Source organism: Mucilaginibacter achroorhodeus (assembly GCF_007846095.1).
In the GTDB taxonomy this organism is placed as follows: Bacteria; Bacteroidota; Bacteroidia; order Sphingobacteriales; family Sphingobacteriaceae; genus Mucilaginibacter; species Mucilaginibacter achroorhodeus.
This window is the reverse complement of record NZ_VOEI01000002.1, coordinates 21,564-39,092: the sequence shown is the minus strand read 5'-3', so window position 1 is coordinate 39,092 and position 17,529 is coordinate 21,564. Positions and strand designations below refer to the sequence as shown.

Annotated in this window: 19 protein-coding genes, 2 tRNA genes and 1 other RNA gene; 10 read left to right on the top strand and 12 right to left on the bottom strand. The window is 43.0% G+C overall.

The window, feature by feature from the left end; translation table 11 throughout:
* The first annotated feature begins 33 nt into the window (after nt 1-33).
* Nucleotides 34-1,284, top strand: coding sequence for a cation:proton antiporter (locus tag FPZ42_RS06150; protein WP_146269623.1), 1,251 nt, complete (start codon nt 34-36; stop codon nt 1,282-1,284).
* Here the strand turns inward: FPZ42_RS06150 and FPZ42_RS06145 are convergent.
* From FPZ42_RS06145 to FPZ42_RS06115, 7 genes are all read right to left on the bottom strand, one after another.
* The gene (locus tag FPZ42_RS06145; protein ID WP_146269622.1) at nt 1,281-1,892 is read right to left on the bottom strand and encodes an FMN-binding negative transcriptional regulator; all 612 of its coding nucleotides are present in this window, start codon (nt 1,890-1,892) and stop codon (nt 1,281-1,283) included. The genes FPZ42_RS06150 and FPZ42_RS06145 overlap by 4 nt on opposite strands.
* A gap of 56 nt (nt 1,893-1,948) precedes the next feature.
* A complete protein-coding gene (locus FPZ42_RS06140; RefSeq protein WP_146269621.1) occupies nt 1,949-2,899 on the bottom strand; it encodes an acetylornithine carbamoyltransferase in 951 nt (316 codons plus the stop codon).
* A gap of 64 nt (nt 2,900-2,963) precedes the next feature.
* Nucleotides 2,964-4,094, bottom strand: a complete 1,131-nt coding sequence (locus tag FPZ42_RS06135; RefSeq protein WP_146269620.1) for an aspartate aminotransferase family protein — start codon at nt 4,092-4,094, stop codon at nt 2,964-2,966.
* Between the two features lie 107 nt (nt 4,095-4,201).
* On the bottom strand, nt 4,202-5,215 hold the full coding sequence (argC, locus tag FPZ42_RS06130; RefSeq protein WP_146269619.1) for an N-acetyl-gamma-glutamyl-phosphate reductase: 1,014 nt from the start codon (nt 5,213-5,215) through the stop codon (nt 4,202-4,204).
* Complete coding sequence (locus FPZ42_RS06125; protein ID WP_146269618.1) at nt 5,196-5,546, bottom strand: cupin domain-containing protein; 351 nt, start codon at nt 5,544-5,546, stop codon at nt 5,196-5,198. Before FPZ42_RS06125 ends, argC begins: the two co-directional genes overlap by 20 nt.
* Before the next feature lie 2 nt (nt 5,547-5,548).
* Nucleotides 5,549-6,745 carry an argininosuccinate synthase gene (gene argG, locus FPZ42_RS06120; protein WP_146269617.1) on the bottom strand — a complete coding sequence of 399 codons (1,197 nt, stop codon included), beginning with the start codon at nt 6,743-6,745 and terminating at the stop codon, nt 5,549-5,551.
* 109 nt (nt 6,746-6,854) lie between these two features.
* Complete coding sequence (locus FPZ42_RS06115) at nt 6,855-7,508, bottom strand: GNAT family N-acetyltransferase (RefSeq protein ID WP_146269616.1); 654 nt, start codon at nt 7,506-7,508, stop codon at nt 6,855-6,857.
* 433 nt (nt 7,509-7,941) lie between these two features.
* Here FPZ42_RS06115 and FPZ42_RS06110 point away from each other — a divergent pair, with 433 nt between their 5' ends.
* From FPZ42_RS06110 to FPZ42_RS06100, 3 genes are all read left to right on the top strand, one after another.
* Complete coding sequence (locus FPZ42_RS06110) at nt 7,942-8,448, top strand: 2'-5' RNA ligase family protein (RefSeq protein WP_146269615.1); 507 nt, start codon at nt 7,942-7,944, stop codon at nt 8,446-8,448.
* 92 nt (nt 8,449-8,540) lie between these two features.
* Nucleotides 8,541-8,639, top strand: an RNA gene (ffs, locus tag FPZ42_RS06105) — signal recognition particle sRNA small type.
* 111 nt (nt 8,640-8,750) lie between these two features.
* Nucleotides 8,751-9,707, top strand: a complete 957-nt coding sequence (locus FPZ42_RS06100) for a YpdA family putative bacillithiol disulfide reductase (protein WP_146270791.1) — start codon at nt 8,751-8,753, stop codon at nt 9,705-9,707.
* An 84-nt stretch (nt 9,708-9,791) separates the two neighbouring features.
* On the opposite strand, the gene FPZ42_RS06095 is transcribed toward FPZ42_RS06100, so the two are convergent.
* The gene (locus FPZ42_RS06095) at nt 9,792-10,358 is read right to left on the bottom strand and encodes a 2'-5' RNA ligase family protein (RefSeq protein ID WP_146269614.1); all 567 of its coding nucleotides are present in this window, start codon (nt 10,356-10,358) and stop codon (nt 9,792-9,794) included.
* Nucleotide 10,359: 1 nt separating this feature from the next.
* The gene (locus FPZ42_RS06090; RefSeq protein WP_146269613.1) at nt 10,360-10,962 is read right to left on the bottom strand and encodes a 2'-5' RNA ligase family protein; all 603 of its coding nucleotides are present in this window, start codon (nt 10,960-10,962) and stop codon (nt 10,360-10,362) included.
* 71 nt (nt 10,963-11,033) lie between these two features.
* Between FPZ42_RS06090 and dinB the strand changes: the two genes are divergently transcribed.
* Both dinB and FPZ42_RS06080 read left to right on the top strand, forming a co-directional pair.
* Entirely contained in the window at nt 11,034-12,218 is a 1,185-nt protein-coding gene (gene dinB, locus FPZ42_RS06085; protein WP_146269612.1) for a DNA polymerase IV, read from the top strand.
* Nucleotides 12,219-12,299: 81 nt separating this feature from the next.
* Nucleotides 12,300-13,052, top strand: a complete 753-nt coding sequence (locus FPZ42_RS06080; protein WP_146269611.1) for a DUF481 domain-containing protein — start codon at nt 12,300-12,302, stop codon at nt 13,050-13,052.
* Nucleotides 13,053-13,064: 12 nt separating this feature from the next.
* On the opposite strand, the gene FPZ42_RS06075 is transcribed toward FPZ42_RS06080, so the two are convergent.
* Nucleotides 13,065-13,865, bottom strand: a complete 801-nt coding sequence (locus FPZ42_RS06075) for a hypothetical protein (RefSeq protein ID WP_146269610.1) — start codon at nt 13,863-13,865, stop codon at nt 13,065-13,067.
* Nucleotides 13,866-14,266: 401 nt separating this feature from the next.
* Here FPZ42_RS06075 and FPZ42_RS06070 point away from each other — a divergent pair, with 401 nt between their 5' ends.
* Nucleotides 14,267-14,926 carry a hypothetical protein gene (locus FPZ42_RS06070; RefSeq protein WP_146269609.1) on the top strand — a complete coding sequence of 220 codons (660 nt, stop codon included), beginning with the start codon at nt 14,267-14,269 and terminating at the stop codon, nt 14,924-14,926.
* 116 nt (nt 14,927-15,042) lie between these two features.
* Here FPZ42_RS06070 and FPZ42_RS06065 read toward each other — a convergent pair.
* Both FPZ42_RS06065 and hscB read right to left on the bottom strand, forming a co-directional pair.
* Nucleotides 15,043-15,122, bottom strand: a tRNA-Leu gene (locus FPZ42_RS06065).
* A 19-nt stretch (nt 15,123-15,141) separates the two neighbouring features.
* The gene (gene hscB / locus FPZ42_RS06060) at nt 15,142-15,666 is read right to left on the bottom strand and encodes a Fe-S protein assembly co-chaperone HscB (protein WP_146270789.1); all 525 of its coding nucleotides are present in this window, start codon (nt 15,664-15,666) and stop codon (nt 15,142-15,144) included.
* Nucleotides 15,667-15,713: 47 nt separating this feature from the next.
* Between hscB and FPZ42_RS06055 the strand changes: the two genes are divergently transcribed.
* From FPZ42_RS06055 to FPZ42_RS06045, 3 genes are all read left to right on the top strand, one after another.
* On the top strand, nt 15,714-16,523 hold the full coding sequence (locus tag FPZ42_RS06055) for an ABC transporter substrate-binding protein (RefSeq protein ID WP_146269608.1): 810 nt from the start codon (nt 15,714-15,716) through the stop codon (nt 16,521-16,523).
* 60 nt (nt 16,524-16,583) lie between these two features.
* A tRNA-Leu gene (locus tag FPZ42_RS06050) sits at nt 16,584-16,665 on the top strand.
* Nucleotides 16,666-16,704: 39 nt separating this feature from the next.
* Nucleotides 16,705-17,484 carry an AAA family ATPase gene (locus FPZ42_RS06045; RefSeq protein WP_315898390.1) on the top strand — a complete coding sequence of 260 codons (780 nt, stop codon included), beginning with the start codon at nt 16,705-16,707 and terminating at the stop codon, nt 17,482-17,484.
* Nucleotides 17,485-17,529: the final 45 nt, after the last annotated feature.

Below are 17,529 nucleotides of genomic sequence, written 5' to 3'. Positions count from 1 at the left end.
GGCTTTCAGTTAAGGTATCTTCAAACCATGTAAATGCATCTCTTCTTTATAATTGCGCTACTTGTAATTTTAAGCGCCCTGTACTCATATATCAATGCCCGATGGCTTAAGCTGCCCGGTACTATCGGCATTATGTCCTTAGCTATCATTGGGTCGCTAATTACCATCGTAATAGACAAGTTAGACCCCAGCATTGCAGATTATCTTACCATGCTGGCTAAAAATATCAACTTCTCCAGAACGGTGTTAAATATTTTATTGGGGTTTTTATTGTTTGCAAGCGCTTTTAACCTGGATAAAAAGCGTTTGAAAAAGGAGATGAGGCCGGTTTTCGTGTTGAGTACCATAGGCGTTATCATATCTACTGCAATATTTGGTTCATTACTGTATTTCATAACCAATCTGCTCAAGATAGATATGCCCTACATATACTGCCTGCTATTCGGAGCACTTATTTCACCAACTGATCCGGTTGCAGTAAGTGCTATTATCACCGGGTCTAAGCTGCCAAACAATCTGGAAACCATTATATCAGGCGAATCATTGTTTAATGATGGTATAGGGCTGGTGCTTTTTATTACGCTATTGGAGATCACGCAATCAGGCGTTAACAATGTTGATTTTGGCAAAGCAGTAATACTTTTTGTGCAGGAAGTGTTTGGAGGTATTGCTTTGGGTGCAATCACCGGGTTTTTAGCACACAGGCTAATGAAATCGATAGATGATTTTCAAACCGTGGTATTGGTTTCGTTCGCTTTGGTTATGGCTAATTCTTTGATAGCTACTTACCTGCACCTGTCTATTCCTTTGGCTGTGGTTACTGCCGGGCTGTTTGCAGGTGGTCGCTCTATCAATGTTGATAAAACGGACCGCTCGCACCAGGCGCTTGAAAAATTCTGGACCTTGATAGACGAACTGCTGAATACTATGCTGTTTGTTATGATAGGCTTGCAAATGGTGAATTTTCCATTTTTACAGCATTACTGGCTATCGGGGGCTTTGGGTATTGCCCTTATCCTGATAGCACGCTGGGGAAGCATTATGCTGCCTTTAACATTTTTGCGCAGAAGTCTTAACGTTAATTATGGCAGCATCAATATATTAACATGGGCGGGTTTGCGTGGTGGTATTTCCATAGCTTTGGCGCTTTCTCTGCCAACATCTGAATACAAACATTTTATACTCGCCGGAACTTATTTTATTGTGATATTTTCAATCATTGTCCAGGGACTAACACTTAATAAGGTTATTAATGCCATTTACAAAAATGGCCCCGAGAGTTAGTGCTTTAATTGCTTCATGTAATCCGCAATTTCTTTTTCATTGTCGGTTTCTGAGCTGTCTAAGTTGTTGATTATATTTTGCTGCTCAATCTCGCTGCGATTTTGGCTTAGTTTATATTTGGCTTGCAGGTCCGTAACCACAAGCTCAAAAGCTACAATGCCGTTCATCATCTTGTGCTTATAATCGCCTGGCAATCTGTTCCACTGTTTCAGATAATCCTGCTCATAAGTGCTGATGGTTTTAGCCAGCAGGGCGCCTACGGCTGTTTCGTCTTTTAACAGTTTGGCTTTGCCGTAGGCATGTATAGCTATATAGTTCCAGGTAGGTACATTGGTTTCTTTCTCGTAATTCTTTGGCGAAATGTAAGCGTGTGGCTCGGTGAATATCACTAAAGATGCTTCCTGCTCAATTACATCAACCTGTGGATTTGCTTTCGCAAAATGTGAGAGCAATACAACCTCATCACCACGCACTTCAATCACAAAAGGCAAGTGCGTTGCCTCTGGTATGCCATTCAGTACCGTCACTATTGAAGCAAAGCTATACTTTCGCATAAAGTGGATAGCTTGCTGCTTTTCAGTTATTTGGAAGTGTTTAGGTATATACATTTTGCAAATAATCAGGAAATATAAGAGTCAGAAGTGAAGACAGTCGTGGATGCTTATTATAAGGCTTCCAGCATCTGTTTTAATACTGCCTGCGCAGCCCAAACACGGTTGCCGGCTTCATGTACTACGATAGAACGCGGGCCATCTAATATCTCTGATGAGAGCTCCAGGTCCCGGCGAACGGGAAGGCAATGCATTACCTTTGCTTGGGGTGCAAGCTCATTCAATTTGGCATTGGTCAGCATCCAATCTTCATTGCCGTTGGTAACAGCGCCATAAGGTTCATAAGCCGACCAGTTTTTTACATAGATAAAATCTGCGTCTTTTAATGCTTCTTCCTGATTGGTTGTTATAGTTGCTCCCTCAGTAAATTGTTCTGAAAGGGCATATCCTTCGGGATGTGTTACCACAAAATCAACATCTGCTTTACACATCCACTCTGCAAATGAGTTAGGCACTGCCTGCGGAAGTGCTTTGATATGCGGGGCCCATGTCAACACCACTTTTGGGCGTGACCTGGTTTTTAATTCCTCGATAGTTACCAGGTCGGCAAGGCTTTGCAGCGGGTGGCGTGTAGCAGACTCCAGGCTAACAACAGGTACCTTACAAAATTCAACAAACTTATTAAATATGCTTTCGCTATAATCCTCATCACGGTCTTTTAAACCTGGAAACGAGCGCACTCCAATGATGTCAGAATATTCACCCATCACTGCCGCAGCCTCGCGGATGTGCTCTACGGTAGTACCATTCATAATTACATTATCACGCAATTCTAAAGCCCATCCTTCTTTATCGATGTTAAGTATTATAACGTTCATACCCAAATTCATGGCTGCCTTTTGGGTGCTCATGCGTGTACGCAGGCTGGGATTAAGAAAAACCAGGCTTATGGTTTTGTTTTTGCCCAAATGCTGGTTAGCAAACGGATCTTTTTTTGCCGCTAAAGCCTGTTTTACCAGTGCCTGTAGATCAGTAACATCGTTTACAGAAGAGAAGAGTTTCATGAGCCTTGTTTTGCGTTATTCAAACCCTCGTTAAAAGAAGAGGGCTTGAATAGCGTATAATTTATTATGCGTTATTTAAAGTTGCGTCAAATGCCTCCAGGAACCTATCTGCGTAAGTTTTTGTTAAATTAAGTGCAGGTAAGAGCCTGATAACGTTTGGTTTAGCCTCTCCGGTAAAGATATGGTGCTTAAACAACAGATCTTTTTTCACATTAGATAATTCTTCCGGAAGATCAATGCCTATCATTAAACCCCTGCCGCGCACCTCTTTCACCTGATCAAATTTCTTAAGCTCTGTTATCAGATAATCGCCGATCTCTGCGGCGTTTTGCATCAGGTTATCTTGTTCAATAACTTCAAGAACGGCTAAGCCTGCCGCACAAGCCAGGTGATTACCACCGAACGTAGTACCTAACATACCATACGAAGGCGCTATCTTTGGCGAGATAATGATACCGCCGACCGGGAAGCCATTACCCATGCCTTTAGCCATTGAATAAATGTCAGCGTTGACACCGGCAAAATCGTGCGAGAAGAATTTACCTGTACGGCCATAACCACATTGCACGGAATCAGCTATGAAAACAGCGTTATGTTCGTCACAAAGTGATCTTATTTTTTGAAGGAAGTTAACCGCGGTAACTTGTATGCCGCCAACACCTTGTATGCCTTCAATGATAACTGAAGATACCTCGTGTTCTTTAAAAGCTTGCTCAAGAGCTGCCTCATCGTTCCACGGAAGAAAAACCACGTTATCGGTTTCGTTTACCGGTGCAACAATTTTAGGGTTATCAGTTGCCGCCACCGCCAACGATGTGCGGCCGTGGAAAGCTTTTTTAAACGCAATAATTTTCTTTTTACCATTGTAAAATGATGCAAGTTTTAGAGCGTTCTCATTTGCTTCAGCGCCCGAATTACAAAGGAACAACTGGTAATCTTCTTTGCCAGAAACACGGCCAAGTTTCTCTGCAAGTTGCTTTTGCAATGGTATCTCAATTGAGTTTGAATAAAAGCCTATCTGGTGCAGTTGATCCTCCAAACGTTTTACGTAATGTGGATTAGTGTGACCGATTGATATTACCGCATGGCCGCCATAAAGGTCAAGGTATGCTGTGCCTTTATCATCATAAACCAGGCTTCCCTGGCCTTTAATTATATTGATTGGATTGATTGGATATACGTCGAATAATTTCATTATACTGAGGTAAAAGGTTAACGGCGAAAGAATAAAGGTTTTGTCTTCCTTGTTGATGATTGGAATGGGGTCACCTTTCGCCTTTGACCTTTATCCGTTCATCCTAATTAAAATGCCACCCCCTTCAGTCGTAATCCGGCGCTCTCGTTCAGGCCAAACATTAAGTTCATGTTTTGTACTGCCTGGCCGGATGCGCCTTTAAGTAAGTTGTCTATAATACTGATAATAAATACCTTATTATCAAATACCTTAACCTGTATAAAGCATTTGTTTGTGTTAACGATCTGCTTAAGGTCAATATCTTTGTTAGTTACATGTGTAAACGGGTGCTCCGCATAGTAATCTTGGTAAAGCTTTAATGCTTCTGCTTCGGTAAGGTTGCTTTCCGTATACATGGATGCAATAATGCCACGGGTAAAATCGCCACGATATGGTATAAAATTTAGAGCCCCCCAACCCCCTGAAGGGGGAGTAAAAGCACTTGCAGCCTGATTAAGCGATTGTCCGATCTCGTTTAGGTGTTGGTGGTTAAAAGCCTTGTAAACAGATAGGTTATCGTTTCTCCATGTAAAGTGTGAAGTAGGTGACAAGCCTTGACCGGCACCGGTTGAACCCGTTGTCGCCGTAATATGTACCTCGTTTTTTAGTAAACCTTTTGATGCCAAAGGCAGCAGGCCTAATTGTAAACAGGTAGCAAAGCAACCAGGATTAGCGATGTTATCAGCTGATTTTATGGCATCTCTATTCAACTCGGGCAAGCCATATGTAAAGTTTTTGCTTTTGATTGTTGAATTTTGATTCAGCCTGAAATCCTGACTTAGGTCTATAACCTTTACATGATCGGCAATTTGATTTGCCTCTAAAAACTTACGAGCATCACCATGGCCAACACAAAGGAACAGCACATCAACGTTGTTTGATAGTTCAGCCGAAAACTTAAGGTCGGTATCGCCAAACAGGTCTTTATGAACATCATAAACATAGTTACCCGCATTGCTGTTGCTGTGAACAAAAATGATGTCAACGTTGGGGTGATTGATCAAAATCCGCAGCATTTCGCCACCGGTGTAACCGGCACCGCCAATAATGCCTGCTTTTATTTTAGAGGTTAATTCTGTCATTTTTAGTAGATGGTGAGGAGTAAAGGATGAACTCAAGGTCGTTGCTTTCTTTATTACTAATAAAATGCTGCTGACCGGGTTTTATCTCAATACCCTGCTCAGGTTTCAAAATGCTTGTCTCACCGTTAATGGTAAAAGTTGCTCTGCCTTTGAGCACAAAGAAAAACTGTGAAGCCCTCTCGTGATAATGCAGTTGCTCAGATGTATCAGGAGGCATCAATTCTTGTTTTATTGATAGCGCATCTGTGTCAACGTAGTTCCAGCCATAGCAGTCATCACCCCATTTGTAGGTGCTTAAGCATTCGCTTCTCGAAAAAATGGGGTTTGCCATAATTAGTCCTGTCCGTTTACTTTGTGATATATCATCACCTGGTTGCCAAATATCTTGCTGAAGCCTTTTACATCTTCGCCGCTCCATGCGTTGTTCATTTCGCCATAGCTGCCAAATTTATTGCTCATCAGGTCATGATCTGATTCGATACCAACAACCTGGAAGCGATACGGATGTAACTCAACAAATACTTTACCACTAACCTGTTTTTGGGTATCCGTTAGAAAAGCCTCAATGTTACGCATGATTGGATCATGAAACTGACCTTCATGCAACCAGTTGCCATAAAAAGAAGATAACTGGTCTTTCCATGATAACTGCCATTTAGTAAGAACATGTTTTTCCAGGGTGTGGTGCGCTTTAATGATCACCATTGGAGCAGCGGCTTCAAAACCAACGCGGCCTTTAATGCCGATGATAGTGTCACCAACGTGGATATCCCTGCCTATACCGTAGGGCTGTGCAATGGCTTGCAAAATTTGTATGGCTTTAGTTGGATGATCATAATGCGTCCCGTCAATAGCTTTCAATTCGCCTTTCTCAAAAACTAACTCGAGCGTTTTTGGCTCTGAACTGGTAACTTGTGTTGGCCACGCATCCTCGGGCAGGCCAAGATGTGATGTAAGGGTTTCCTTACCACCCACAGATGTTCCCCAAATACCTTTATTGATGGAGTACTTTGCTTTTTCAAAATTCATCTCTACACCATGTTTTTTCAGGTATTCTATTTCCTCCTCGCGGCTAAGTTTCAAGTCGCGTATAGGTGTAATGATCTGCACCTCGGGAACAAGGATGTTAAAGATCATATCAAACCTTACCTGATCGTTACCCGCACCGGTACTGCCGTGGGCGACCGCAACGGCGCCAATTTCTTTTGCATAGTTGGCAATGGCTGTAGCCTGACTCACGCGCTCGGCACTAACCGATAGCGGGTAAGTATTATTCTTTAGCACGTTACCGTAAATAAGGTAACGTACGCAGGTATTGTAAAAGTTTTCGGTCTCATCAACCACGTGGTGTGATGTAACACCCATCTGGTAAGCACGTTCTTCAACGTTTTTCAGCTCTTCTTCGCTAAAACCACCGGTATTAACAATTACTGAGTGCACTTCATAACCCAGGTCGCGTGTTAAATAAATACAGCAGAAAGATGTATCTAATCCGCCGCTGTATGCCAATACTACTTTTTGTTTGTCCATTGTTGTTTTCTCATGGTACAGATGCCGCGTGGCATCTGATGTTATCTAAAACGCGGTCACCGCGTGTTGTATTCTTTTTTGGGGGAGAAGCGAAGCGACGCAGCTCTTATTAATGCACGGTTACCAGTTTCTCCATTCTCCGCTTAATTGCTGCTTCTATGCGCTCTAAAAGCGTCGCTTTGTGCGTTATCTTTTTCATCTTCTCTTCGTATTGCTTTTGCACTTCTTCCGGGTCAAAAAGCATGGCAGTGCACATGCAATTCTTTCGGTTCTTGCTCATTAAGATATCGTAGTTAACGCAGCTTTTGCAACCTTTCCAGAAATCCTCGTCCTGGGTTAGTTCAGAATAAGTAACAGGCTCATAACCCAAATCTGAATTGATCTTCATAACAGCCAAACCGGTAGTCAAGCCGAATATTTTTGCATTGGGATATTTTTTGCGTGATAACTTAAATATTTCTTTTTTGATAGCTTTAGCCAAACCCACCTTGCGAAATATCGGACTTACAACCAGGCCGGAGTTGGCAACAAAATCGCCGTGGCTCCAGGTTTCGATGTAGCAAAAACCTGCCCATGTGCCATCTTTGTGCAAAGCAATTACAGCTTTACCTTCCAGCATCTTATTGGCAACATACTCTGGCGAACGCTGTGCAATACCGGTACCGCGTGCCTTTGCAGACTCGGCCATTTCATCACATATCATAGCGGCATAGTCTGCGTGCTGTGCAGATGCTACAATTATATCAAAATCTTGTATGGTCATTATTATAGGGAAATACCGTTAAATTATTGGCCTTTTAAGCCTTATAATTAGAGAAACATTGTTTAAAGAAGTTTGATCTTCTTTCCGGTTGATTGATGATTAAAATCAATTCAAACCCTTGGTATAAACAATCGTCGTCGGTTAGGAGGGAAGAACAAAACAACAGACATTAAAGCAGTGATAGCAGGCGCAATTACTGACCTGATATTCATTCTGTTTATGTTTTGTTTTTTCATTTTAATTAAAAGGTGGTTGCTTTTAAAATTTGTGCAAATTATTGCATTAAATTTTATTTATGCAAGAAAAAACTTCGATAATTTACACCTCAACTTAAAACATTACAATACGGAAATATTAATATAACTCACAAAATGCGTGTAAGCATTGATTGGTGGTAGAAACGTTCGGCACGAGTATTGTTTCCTGGTGAAATATGCATGCCGATCTATTATTATTAACATTAAAGATAGACAACAAAACACAAGAATATTTTGATGCCCTGCGCAAGCAGTATTTCCCTTCCGATCGCAACTGGCTTGATGCTCATGTAATGCTATTTCATCAATTGCCTGCGGGTGAACAGCAGATAATCAGAGATGTTGTCGATATCGCCACATCTACTTCCGTTTTTGAAATGGATATCACCAGCCCAAAACACATCGGCAGGGGCGTGGCCTATAAGATAGAGTCACCACAACTGTTGATGATGCACAAACACATGCAGGCACTTTGGGAACGATGGCTTATCCCGCAGGATAAACACACGCTTTGGCCACATATTACTATACAAAACAAGGTAGATCCTGTAGTTGCACAATCAACATTACTAAAAGTTTCTGACCATTTTGAGCCGTTTAAAGCGGTAGCCCAGGGCTTAACCCTTTGGGAATATAAGGGTAGCCCCTGGGAGTTTGTAGATGAATGGTTATTTAAAAGCTAAATAAAGCTTCTCATAATCAACCTACTAACCTTGTTAGGCTGCTTTTTTAACATTTTCTTAATCAAAAACGCATCTTTTTCTATCTTTGCCCCGGGTAAGTCTTTTACGGCCAGCTCCTCTTGAACTCCCCCAGGGTGGGAACGCAGCAAGGGTAGAGAGTTGAGCGGCGCGATAAAAGTAGCTTACCCATTTTTTATGCCCAAAAATTCGGTTTGGGCCGTAATAGTCTCCTCAAATTCATAATTCTAAATTAAGCACCCTTTACTAAGCATTCCTCGGCTGTGCTGCTTATATTAGCTGCCATGCTTGATATATTGATCATTGGTGGTGGCCCCATTGGTATTGCCTGCGGTTTGGTGGCTCAAAAAGCCGGACTAAGCTTTGTAATTGTTGAAAAGGGGTGCCTGGTTAATTCGCTGTACAATTACCCGTCTACCATGACCTTCTTTTCCACATCAGAGAAGCTGGAGGTAGGAGGCATCCCGTTCGTCACCATCAACAATAAACCTACACGTGCCGAAGCATTGGAGTATTACCGCCGTGTTGCAGTATCTAATCAATTGCCTATCAATTTGTTTGAAGAGATAACCGGCGTTAAGCCCATAGACGGTGGGTATGAGATCACATCAGCTAAGCAAACTTACCAGGCAAAAAAGGTAATCCTTTCTACCGGGTTTTATGATATTGCCGTGAACCTTGATATCCCCGGCGAAGACCTGCCAAAGGTTAAACATTACTACAAAGACCCGCACTACTATGCCATGCAGAACATTGTGGTAGTGGGCAGCAGCAACTCGGCCATTGATGTGGCCTTGGAAACCTACCGCAAGGGTGCCAATGTTACCCTGGTAGTACGCGATAGCGAGATCAGTCACCGGGTAAAGTATTGGGTAAGGCCGGATATCATCAACCGCATTAAGGAAGGTGCCGTTAAGGCTTACTTTAACAGCAACCTCGCAGCTATCCGCGAAACCGAAGTAGACATCGATACCCCCGATGGCCGTGTCACCATTCCGAACGATTTTGTAATGGCCATGACCGGTTACAAGCCCAATTTTGAGTTTTTAGCTAAGCTTGGCATCAACCTTACTGAAGATAAGTTCATACCCGAGTACAACCCGCAAACCATGGAGACGAACCAGCCGGGCTTATACCTTGCGGGCGTAGTATGTGGCGGGTTGGATACCCATTTGTGGTTCATTGAGAACTCGCGCATACACGCGGACATGATAATTAATGATATTTTGGCAAAAAAGTAAGTGTTCACGTTCACGGCATGAACACTTGTGAACATCGTGAACGCCTGTGAACGCTGACAAAAATTTGTCAGTAAGTATTGAAACCTAATTTCCTTTTCTCAGCGAGATATCCTTGTACAACTGGTAAGGCCCGGCCTGGTTGCTGGGATTATGCAGCACGGTTATGTTCCTTACAGTGAAGCGGTCTTTAAAATCGATCTTTTGAAAGTGCGGCCAGAGTTTATTGAATGAAGCCACAGGTATTTTGCGCGCGATAGTGATATGGGGTTTAATTTTCTGTTTAGCAGGGAAGATTTTTTCAAAAAAGCTAAACCAGCGCATAGTAACCGGATCAAGTTCAAGCGCAGCACATATGGTTCGATACTGGTCGCCGTGCTGCAGGTACTCGAAACCCTTCACTTTTAAACTGATTGCAGGCACGTTTCCCAAAATGCTTTCTATCACGCGGTAGTAATCATCATAATTAAAGGAAGTGGCAGAGGTATTTTCATCAAATACCAAAGCTGGGAACGAGATATGCGCCCTCGAGTTCATGCTTGCAAACTGGCCGATGTGTTTGGCACATGCGCGTTTAAACCGCATAATATGTGCGTTGCTCTCGTCGGGTAACGAGATCAGGTTCATAAACATTATTTGCCGCACGTCCGTCATCTTAAAACAAGTTTATCTGTTCGTTACTATCGGTCTTGTTAGTTGTTTCAGCAAGGCCCTTGTTCCCTTTGAAAGAAATGCGCTTTAGTGTTTGCCATTTGGCGAAGGGTTCAAAAGTCTCGCGGCGGGCTATGGTAAGCTCGTTGGCCCAAAACGGTTCCGTCCAGCGTTTGTGCCTAAAATGGGGCCACAACGTGTTAAACTGTTCATTTGAAATGTTGCGGCAAACCGTTACATGCGGCAAAAAAACTTTTTTGATACCCAGGTTCTTCCTCATCAATTCAAACCAATCATCAACAGCAGGCGTGTTCCTTATGGCTGCATAAATTGTTTTTTTATCGTGCAGGTGCTCAAAGTATTTAAATCCATCAATATGCAACAATATGGGCGGCATAATGGCCAGGCGCTGCTCTAAACGACTTAAAGTATTCTCCGCAAAATAAGGTTTCTGGCGTTCGGCTGTCATAACGCTGATATGCGCATTAGAGTTCATGCTGCTGAAATCGCCAATGTGTTTGGCCGAGGCTTTTTTGTACCGCGCAACTTCGTCAATAACAGGTTGCGGTGGCGATAATAAGAAAAGATAGTCGGCGTAACCTGTCATTTTGATGTGAATTGGTCTGACAAATTTTGCTAATTATTTTAGCAAATGAAAATAAATTTTCATATTTGTGTATGGATGCAAAGCGGTACATCGTACACATTGATCTCGACTCTTTCTTTGTTTCCGTTGAGCGAAAGTTTGATCCTTCGCTCATTGGCAAGCCGGTTATCATCGGCGGATCAAAGGACAGGGGGGTGGTATCATCTGCCAGTTATGAGGCCCGGGCTTACGGCATCCATTCTGCAATGCCTACCAGGCAGGCGCTTAAACTTTGTCCGCATGCTATTGTAGTTCGCGGCACCCATGGGCGCTATTCAGATGCCTCGCGCGAGGTAACGCAGATCATCCATGATATGGTGCCGCTATACCAAAAATCGTCGGTAGATGAGTTCTATATCGATCTTACCGGGATGGACAGGTTCTACGATCCATACAAACTGGCTACCGAGCTGCGGCAGAAAGTGATCCGAGATACCGGCCTGCCTATCTCATTCGGCATGGCATCAAGCAAAACCCTGGCAAAAATGGCTACTAACAGTGCTAAGCCTAACGGACAGCTTTGGATACCGCATGGTAAAGAGAAAGAGTTTTTAGCGCCGCTGAATATTCGGAAACTACCCGGACTGGGCGAGAGTACCTGCCAGAAGCTTTATCAATACGGACTGGAGAAAATAGGCGACCTGCAGCGCGTAAACCTTAAGTTTTTAGAAGCTGTTTTTGGGAAGATGGGTTTGTTTATTTACAACAAGGCCAACGGGATTGACGATAGCGAGGTTGCGCCGCATGGCGACAGGAAATCTATCTCTATTGAACACACCTTTGAAAGCGACATCAAAGATCAGCGTACACTGGAGAATATCCTGATAGCCATGACGGAAGAACTGGCAGGCAAACTGCGCCGCGAGAACAAGCTGGCATCATGCCTGGCCATCAAGATCCGTTATGCTAATTTTGAGACCCATACCCAGCAACAAAAGATAGCTTTTACGGCCGCAGAACATATTCTGATACCCGGCATAAAAAACCTGCTGCGTAAATCCTGGAACCATCACCGGCCCATCAGGCTGATAGGCGTGCGATTAAGCAACCTGTGCAGCGGCAGCTACCAGATCAATTTGTTTGAGGATAACGAGGAGCGCATACGGCTTTACCAGGCCATGGATGATATTAATTTCAGGTTTGGCGATAAAACCATTTGCCGCGCATCGGGCATGGAAATAGGGGCGCGAACTTTTAACCCGTTTCTGGCTAAATAGGCGATGTAATTTGTGGCTGATCATATCTGATAGACATTTCCGCAAACCATCCCGCTAAAAATATTGTTGCCTTTAAAGCTTATGGGAATAAAAAGGCCGTATTTAATAACCCTTATCGCAGCTGCCGTCTGTTTGCTGCTTGGCAATAAAACCTTTGCGCAATTTAACGACAGCACTTTTTACCACACCGCTTTCCAGTCTACCGGCTCCATCAATAAAACCCGCGATGGCAGTGCCTACCTGCTAAACAATGCCTTAAAGTTTAATGTAAAGCGTAAGGATATTTCGCTCAATTTTAATAACAGTTGGGTGTATGGCAAGCAGAACGGCATTTTAAGCAATAATGATTTTTCGTCGTCATTAGATTTTAACCTGTATAAGGGCATTCCGCACTTTTATTACTGGGGACTGGCCAATTATAACACCAGCTACTCGCTTAAAATAAATAACCAGTTACTAACCGGCGCGGGTATAGCCTATAACTTTATAGACAGCAAAAATAACTACCTTAACCTGAGCGAGGGCGTGCTTTTTGACACCAGCGACCTGATGCTGCCTGATAACACACGCGATGAGTACACAACCTTTCGCAACTCGCTGCGGCTGCAGTTCAGGTTTAACATAGGGGATAGGGTAGTGCTCGATGGTTCTAATTTCCTGCAAAATTCCTTCGACCGTGGCAGCGATTTCAATATCCGCTCAACCACCAACCTGTCCTTTAAACTGCAAAGCTGGCTGGCGCTAACCACCTCGCTCAACTACAACCGCGTAAACCGAACGCTAAGCGAGAACTTGCTGTTTACTTATGGATTGACTTTAGAGAAGTGGTTTTAATGAGAAGTTTTATCAGCTAAGCTGTGACTTTCGTTTCCTTTCGGTTAGCCATATTCCCAATGCAAGGCTTACCGGTATCAGGAGGAATATAGATACCTTGGATATCATGTGCGAGGTTTCACTGTCCTGGAGCAAACCTACAGCTCCGTAAAAACCGAACAAGGCGCCGCTGGTAAGTATAACGGTAACAACACGTCGGGCAGCTGATTGCGGGAAAATAATTTGAAGCGCTTTTGGCGCGAAAAGTGTCAGGAAATGTAGCAGAATGAGAATGAACAGAACGCCAAGCGTTATGCAGATGACCCAGGGCGAGATATTGAACCCTTTGGCAAGTGTATACATATCGCCCGACTTCCCGAACGTTCGCACCGGAACATAATCGATTAAATTACCCACGCTGGCTACACATAGCCAATAGCTGAAAAAGGCCAAGTATTCCTTCTTACGCCGTTTTGCATAATAATACAACCACAAACTAAGCGGATAAGTAATTAAAAGGTTGCCGATGAGTAGTCCAGCAAGCGCAATAAAGCCTGCCTGGTGCCCGTGGCCGCTTGAGAAGATAGGCGCGTAGTCTACATTTTCATCCATCTGGATCTGGATAAGTATATTAGCCAGATTAAAGTTCCCGTAATTTAAAGCTACAGGATTACTTTTCCAGCCGAGTATCCAGGCTGTAAAGGCATGCGCATATTCGTGCGGGAAGAAGGCAACCGCATGTGCAAGCCAAAGAACAGCAAGGGTTGCAAAAATAAAAGCTATCCAACTTTTACCCGGAAGCCAATCAATGGTATCACTGTGTAAGGTGTTCATTGTTAGTAATGATATGGAATTTCTACAGTATCACTGTCTTTGGTTTGTTAAGATTTATTTGGGTGGAGAATAGTTTTTAAGTATTCAAAGCTGCCTTTATTCGAAAATAAACAAAGGCGCTTAGACTGTAAATCTGTATGCGTGATTATTGCAAATTAAGAGCTGAAAGGTTTAGCTAAAAAACATACATTGCCAAACCGCTATCGACCCACATCGTCTGAAACACATTCGCGCGGATGGCCATTGATAAGGTCCACAAACCCCATGGCGACGAGAGCTCTTAGGGTAGAGTAGTTTTAAAGTGCACCGACAGTACTTCAAGGATATTCGGAACTATCAAATTCTTGACGATGCTGCGAATAAGATATTTAACTTATCTTAGCTCAGCCAAAATCTTATCCATGTCTAAAGCCACTTGTTATATGTGTGATCAGCCAGCCACCACAGTTGAGCACGTCCCCCCAAAATCTTATTTCCCAAAGAATAAAAGGGAAAATTTAATTACCGTCCCTTCTTGTACTTTACATAATAATGCAACATCAAAGGATGATGAATATGTAAGAGGAATCATAATTTCATCCTCAGGTAATAATGGAACTGCATTAGGTCTTTGGAAGGATAGTGTAAGGAGAGGTTACATTAATAGTCCAAAATTATTCTTACGGACCTTTAAGACCAGGTTTGAAGACTCATTTCTTCATGACCGTATAAGGGTTGACTCAGTGATGTGTAAAATCGGTTATGGACTATATTATCACATATACAAAAAGGTTTGGCAATCTCGACCTGCCCCATTCTATAATAGATTTTTGACCGATGACGGTATCACCGACATACAATTTCGATTAACAGGTTTCGAACATATTAATTACAATATCTTTGATGGCTCAAACCCGGAGGTATTTAAATTCCAGTTTTTTGAAGGAAACATAAATGGAGAATTTAACTGTTATTTCAGGCTAATTTTTTATGAAGGTTTCGAGGTAACGATTATGCCTGTTGTAGATAACAGTAAGGGAGCCAAGCTTCACATTGACCTTAAAAATCGCTTTATTCGATAAAGTTGTCGATATTGTACCGATAGTAGATAACAATACAGTCGTATATAATCATGTTTATCATAAAATAAAAATCCCCGTAACTTTTTAAAGTTACAGGGATCAATCGACGTCTGTCGTACCCAGAGCCGGAGTCGAACCGGCACGGTTTCCCACAGGTGTTTGAGACCAGCGCGTCTACCAATTCCGCCATCTGGGCATTTGCTAAGCGTGTTTGCTTATAAGCGGGCTGCAAATGTATCTAAACTCTCTTTAATTCGCAAAAGATATTTTTGTCTGTAGTAAATATTTGCAATTTCGTTAAGCCTGTTTTCTTTAGCGGTATCGTTCAAAGTATCGTAATCGCGGGTAAGGCTTTTAAGTTCTTCGTTCATATCGCCCTCAATGGCAGCAACTTCTGCGCTTATCTCCCCAAACTGCTCCGCATTTTCAATTTCCATAAGGCGCTCGTTGATGTCCATCATTTCCATTAAAAAATCTGCAGGTAATTGTGGTTTTGCACCCTCGCTAACCAGGTCGTGCAGCTTTAAAACGTACTCCAGCACCTTATTTGGGTCGCTTAAGGTCTGGTAAGCCTTGTTGTTCAGCGTAGAAAGTTCCAGTATTTCCTGCTGCTTTTCATCGTCGGCATTGGCATGGAAATCCGGGTGAAACTGCTTGCTTAAAGCATAAAACTGTTTCTTTATATGGGCGGCATCCGGGTGAAAGCTCTCGGGGATGTCGTAAAATTCAAAATAATTCATCATCGCAAAACTACTAATTTTACTGTTGTACAAATCAAGCCAAAAATATGCCGCTATTTGTTGATCAGATGAACCGTAATGTAGAGATGCCTGATAGACCAAAACGCATCATCTCGCTGGTACCTTCGCAAACCGAGCTGCTGTTTGATCTTGGCCTTGCGGACAGGGTGGTGGGCATCACTAAATTCTGCATCCACCCGGCAGACCAGGTGAAACGGGTAAGCAAAGTTGGCGGTACAAAGCAACTGAACATGGAGGAGATCCATTCCCTAAAGCCCGACCTGATCATTGCCAACAAGGAGGAGAATGAGCAAAGCCAGGTAGAAGACCTGATGCAGTATTATCCGGTTTGGATAAGCGACATTCACGACTTGGACACTGCGCTTGAAATGATCGAACGCGTAGGCCAGATTACAGACACAGCCGAAAAGGCCGTGCAGATGGTAAACAATATCAGATCGGGATTTGATGCGCTTGCAGGTCTACAAGCAAACCTTAGCTGCGTTTACCTCATCTGGAAGAACCCGTACATGGCCGCCGGTTCGGGTACCTTTATCAATGACATGCTCCAACGCTGCGGTTTTAAAAACCTGGTAACAGAAAGCCGTTACCCTCAACTTACAGATGATGCCCTCAAAGATTTGAACCCTGAAATACTGCTGCTATCCTCAGAGCCTTATCCCTTTGCAGAAAAACACGTTACTGAGTTTAAAGCGATGTTACCAAACGCCCAAATAAAACTGGTTGACGGTGAGCTTTTCTCATGGTATGGCAGTCGTTTATTGCATTCGCCGGGATACTTTAATACGCTAATTGAAAATTTATCGCCAAATAATGAGGCAGATACGCAAAATTGAATATTTTGATTTTATAGTTTACAGAGAAACGCTATCTTTGCGGTCTCTTAAAAACCAAACGCGGAAGTGGCGTAATTGGTAGCCGCACCAGACTTAGGATCTGGCGCCGCGAGGCGTGGGGGTTCGAGTCCCTTCTTCCGCACAGCAATTTTAAAGCCCTGATAGCAATATCGGGGCTTTTTTGTTGAGCACTCCGCAGGTTTACATTGCTCCATTTGATATATTTACCAAAGCGAAGCCTGCTTTAAATAAAATATTATGCCCGCCAATTGAGAACAGCTACTTGCAACAGATTTCCAGTCTAAGCAATGGCATAAATCTCGAGTTGAAAAGTAACGTCACGTTCTTTGTGGGCGAGAACGGTTCCGGAAAATCTACTTTGCTGGAGGGTATAGCAGAACAATGTGGCTTTAATTTGCGGGGAGGTAACCGGAACCATAACTTAAATACCGGTCACAGGTTTGAAGGCTATGAATCGGCACTGGCAGAGTACCTAAAATTGATCTGGTCGCCCAGGCGGGTAACAGAAGGTTTCTTTATGCGGGCGGAAAGCTTCTTTAATTTTGCTTCTTATATTGATGAGATCGCTAAAGAAGACAGTCGGATTTTAAACGCATATGGCGGGCGTTCGCTGCATCAACAATCTCACGGCGAATCTTTCTTAGCTTTATTTAACAACCAGTTCGAGAGTGGAGTTTATATACTTGATGAACCGGAAGCTGCTTTGTCGCCTGCAAGAGTATTGGCGTTTATGTCGGTGATCAGCGAATTGGAAAAAGGAGGCCGGGCGCAATTCCTGATAGCAACACACTCGCCCATATTACTTTGTTATCCGAGTGCCACGGTGCTGCAATTTGATGATAGTGGAATAACTGAAGTGAGTTACACTGACACTGAACATTTCACGCTTACCAAATCCTTTTTAAATAACCCGGAGTTATACCTGCGGCATTTGATGTAATGATGATCAATGAATTTGTTAGGGTATTGTTTTTGCGTAAATTTG

Bases quoted from the DNA above. Each gene is read 5' to 3' on its own strand.
- argG (WP_146269617.1), bottom strand. From the start codon at position 6,745: ATGGACAAACAAAAAGTAGTATTGGCATACAGCGGCGGATTAGATACA.
- FPZ42_RS06055 (WP_146269608.1), top strand. From the start codon at position 15,714: ATGCCGCTATTTGTTGATCAGATGAACCGTAATGTAGAGATGCCTGAT.
- FPZ42_RS06090 (WP_146269613.1), bottom strand. From the start codon at position 10,962: ATGACAGGTTACGCCGACTATCTTTTCTTATTATCGCCACCGCAACCT.
- FPZ42_RS06110 (WP_146269615.1), top strand. From the start codon at position 7,942: ATGCATGCCGATCTATTATTATTAACATTAAAGATAGACAACAAAACA.
- dinB (WP_146269612.1), top strand. From the start codon at position 11,034: ATGGATGCAAAGCGGTACATCGTACACATTGATCTCGACTCTTTCTTT.
- FPZ42_RS06095 (WP_146269614.1), bottom strand. From the start codon at position 10,358: ATGACGGACGTGCGGCAAATAATGTTTATGAACCTGATCTCGTTACCC.
- hscB (WP_146270789.1), bottom strand. From the start codon at position 15,666: ATGAATTATTTTGAATTTTACGACATCCCCGAGAGCTTTCACCCGGAT.
- FPZ42_RS06125 (WP_146269618.1), bottom strand. From the start codon at position 5,546: ATGGCAAACCCCATTTTTTCGAGAAGCGAATGCTTAAGCACCTACAAA.
- FPZ42_RS06135 (WP_146269620.1), bottom strand. From the start codon at position 4,094: ATGAAATTATTCGACGTATATCCAATCAATCCAATCAATATAATTAAA.
- FPZ42_RS06100 (WP_146270791.1), top strand. From the start codon at position 8,751: ATGCTTGATATATTGATCATTGGTGGTGGCCCCATTGGTATTGCCTGC.
- argC (WP_146269619.1), bottom strand. From the start codon at position 5,215: ATGACAGAATTAACCTCTAAAATAAAAGCAGGCATTATTGGCGGTGCC.
- FPZ42_RS06145 (WP_146269622.1), bottom strand. From the start codon at position 1,892: ATGTATATACCTAAACACTTCCAAATAACTGAAAAGCAGCAAGCTATC.
- FPZ42_RS06150 (WP_146269623.1), top strand. From the start codon at position 34: ATGCATCTCTTCTTTATAATTGCGCTACTTGTAATTTTAAGCGCCCTG.
- FPZ42_RS06080 (WP_146269611.1), top strand. From the start codon at position 12,300: ATGGGAATAAAAAGGCCGTATTTAATAACCCTTATCGCAGCTGCCGTC.
- FPZ42_RS06070 (WP_146269609.1), top strand. From the start codon at position 14,267: ATGTCTAAAGCCACTTGTTATATGTGTGATCAGCCAGCCACCACAGTT.
- FPZ42_RS06140 (WP_146269621.1), bottom strand. From the start codon at position 2,899: ATGAAACTCTTCTCTTCTGTAAACGATGTTACTGATCTACAGGCACTG.
- FPZ42_RS06115 (WP_146269616.1), bottom strand. From the start codon at position 7,508: ATGACCATACAAGATTTTGATATAATTGTAGCATCTGCACAGCACGCA.
- FPZ42_RS06075 (WP_146269610.1), bottom strand. From the start codon at position 13,865: ATGAACACCTTACACAGTGATACCATTGATTGGCTTCCGGGTAAAAGT.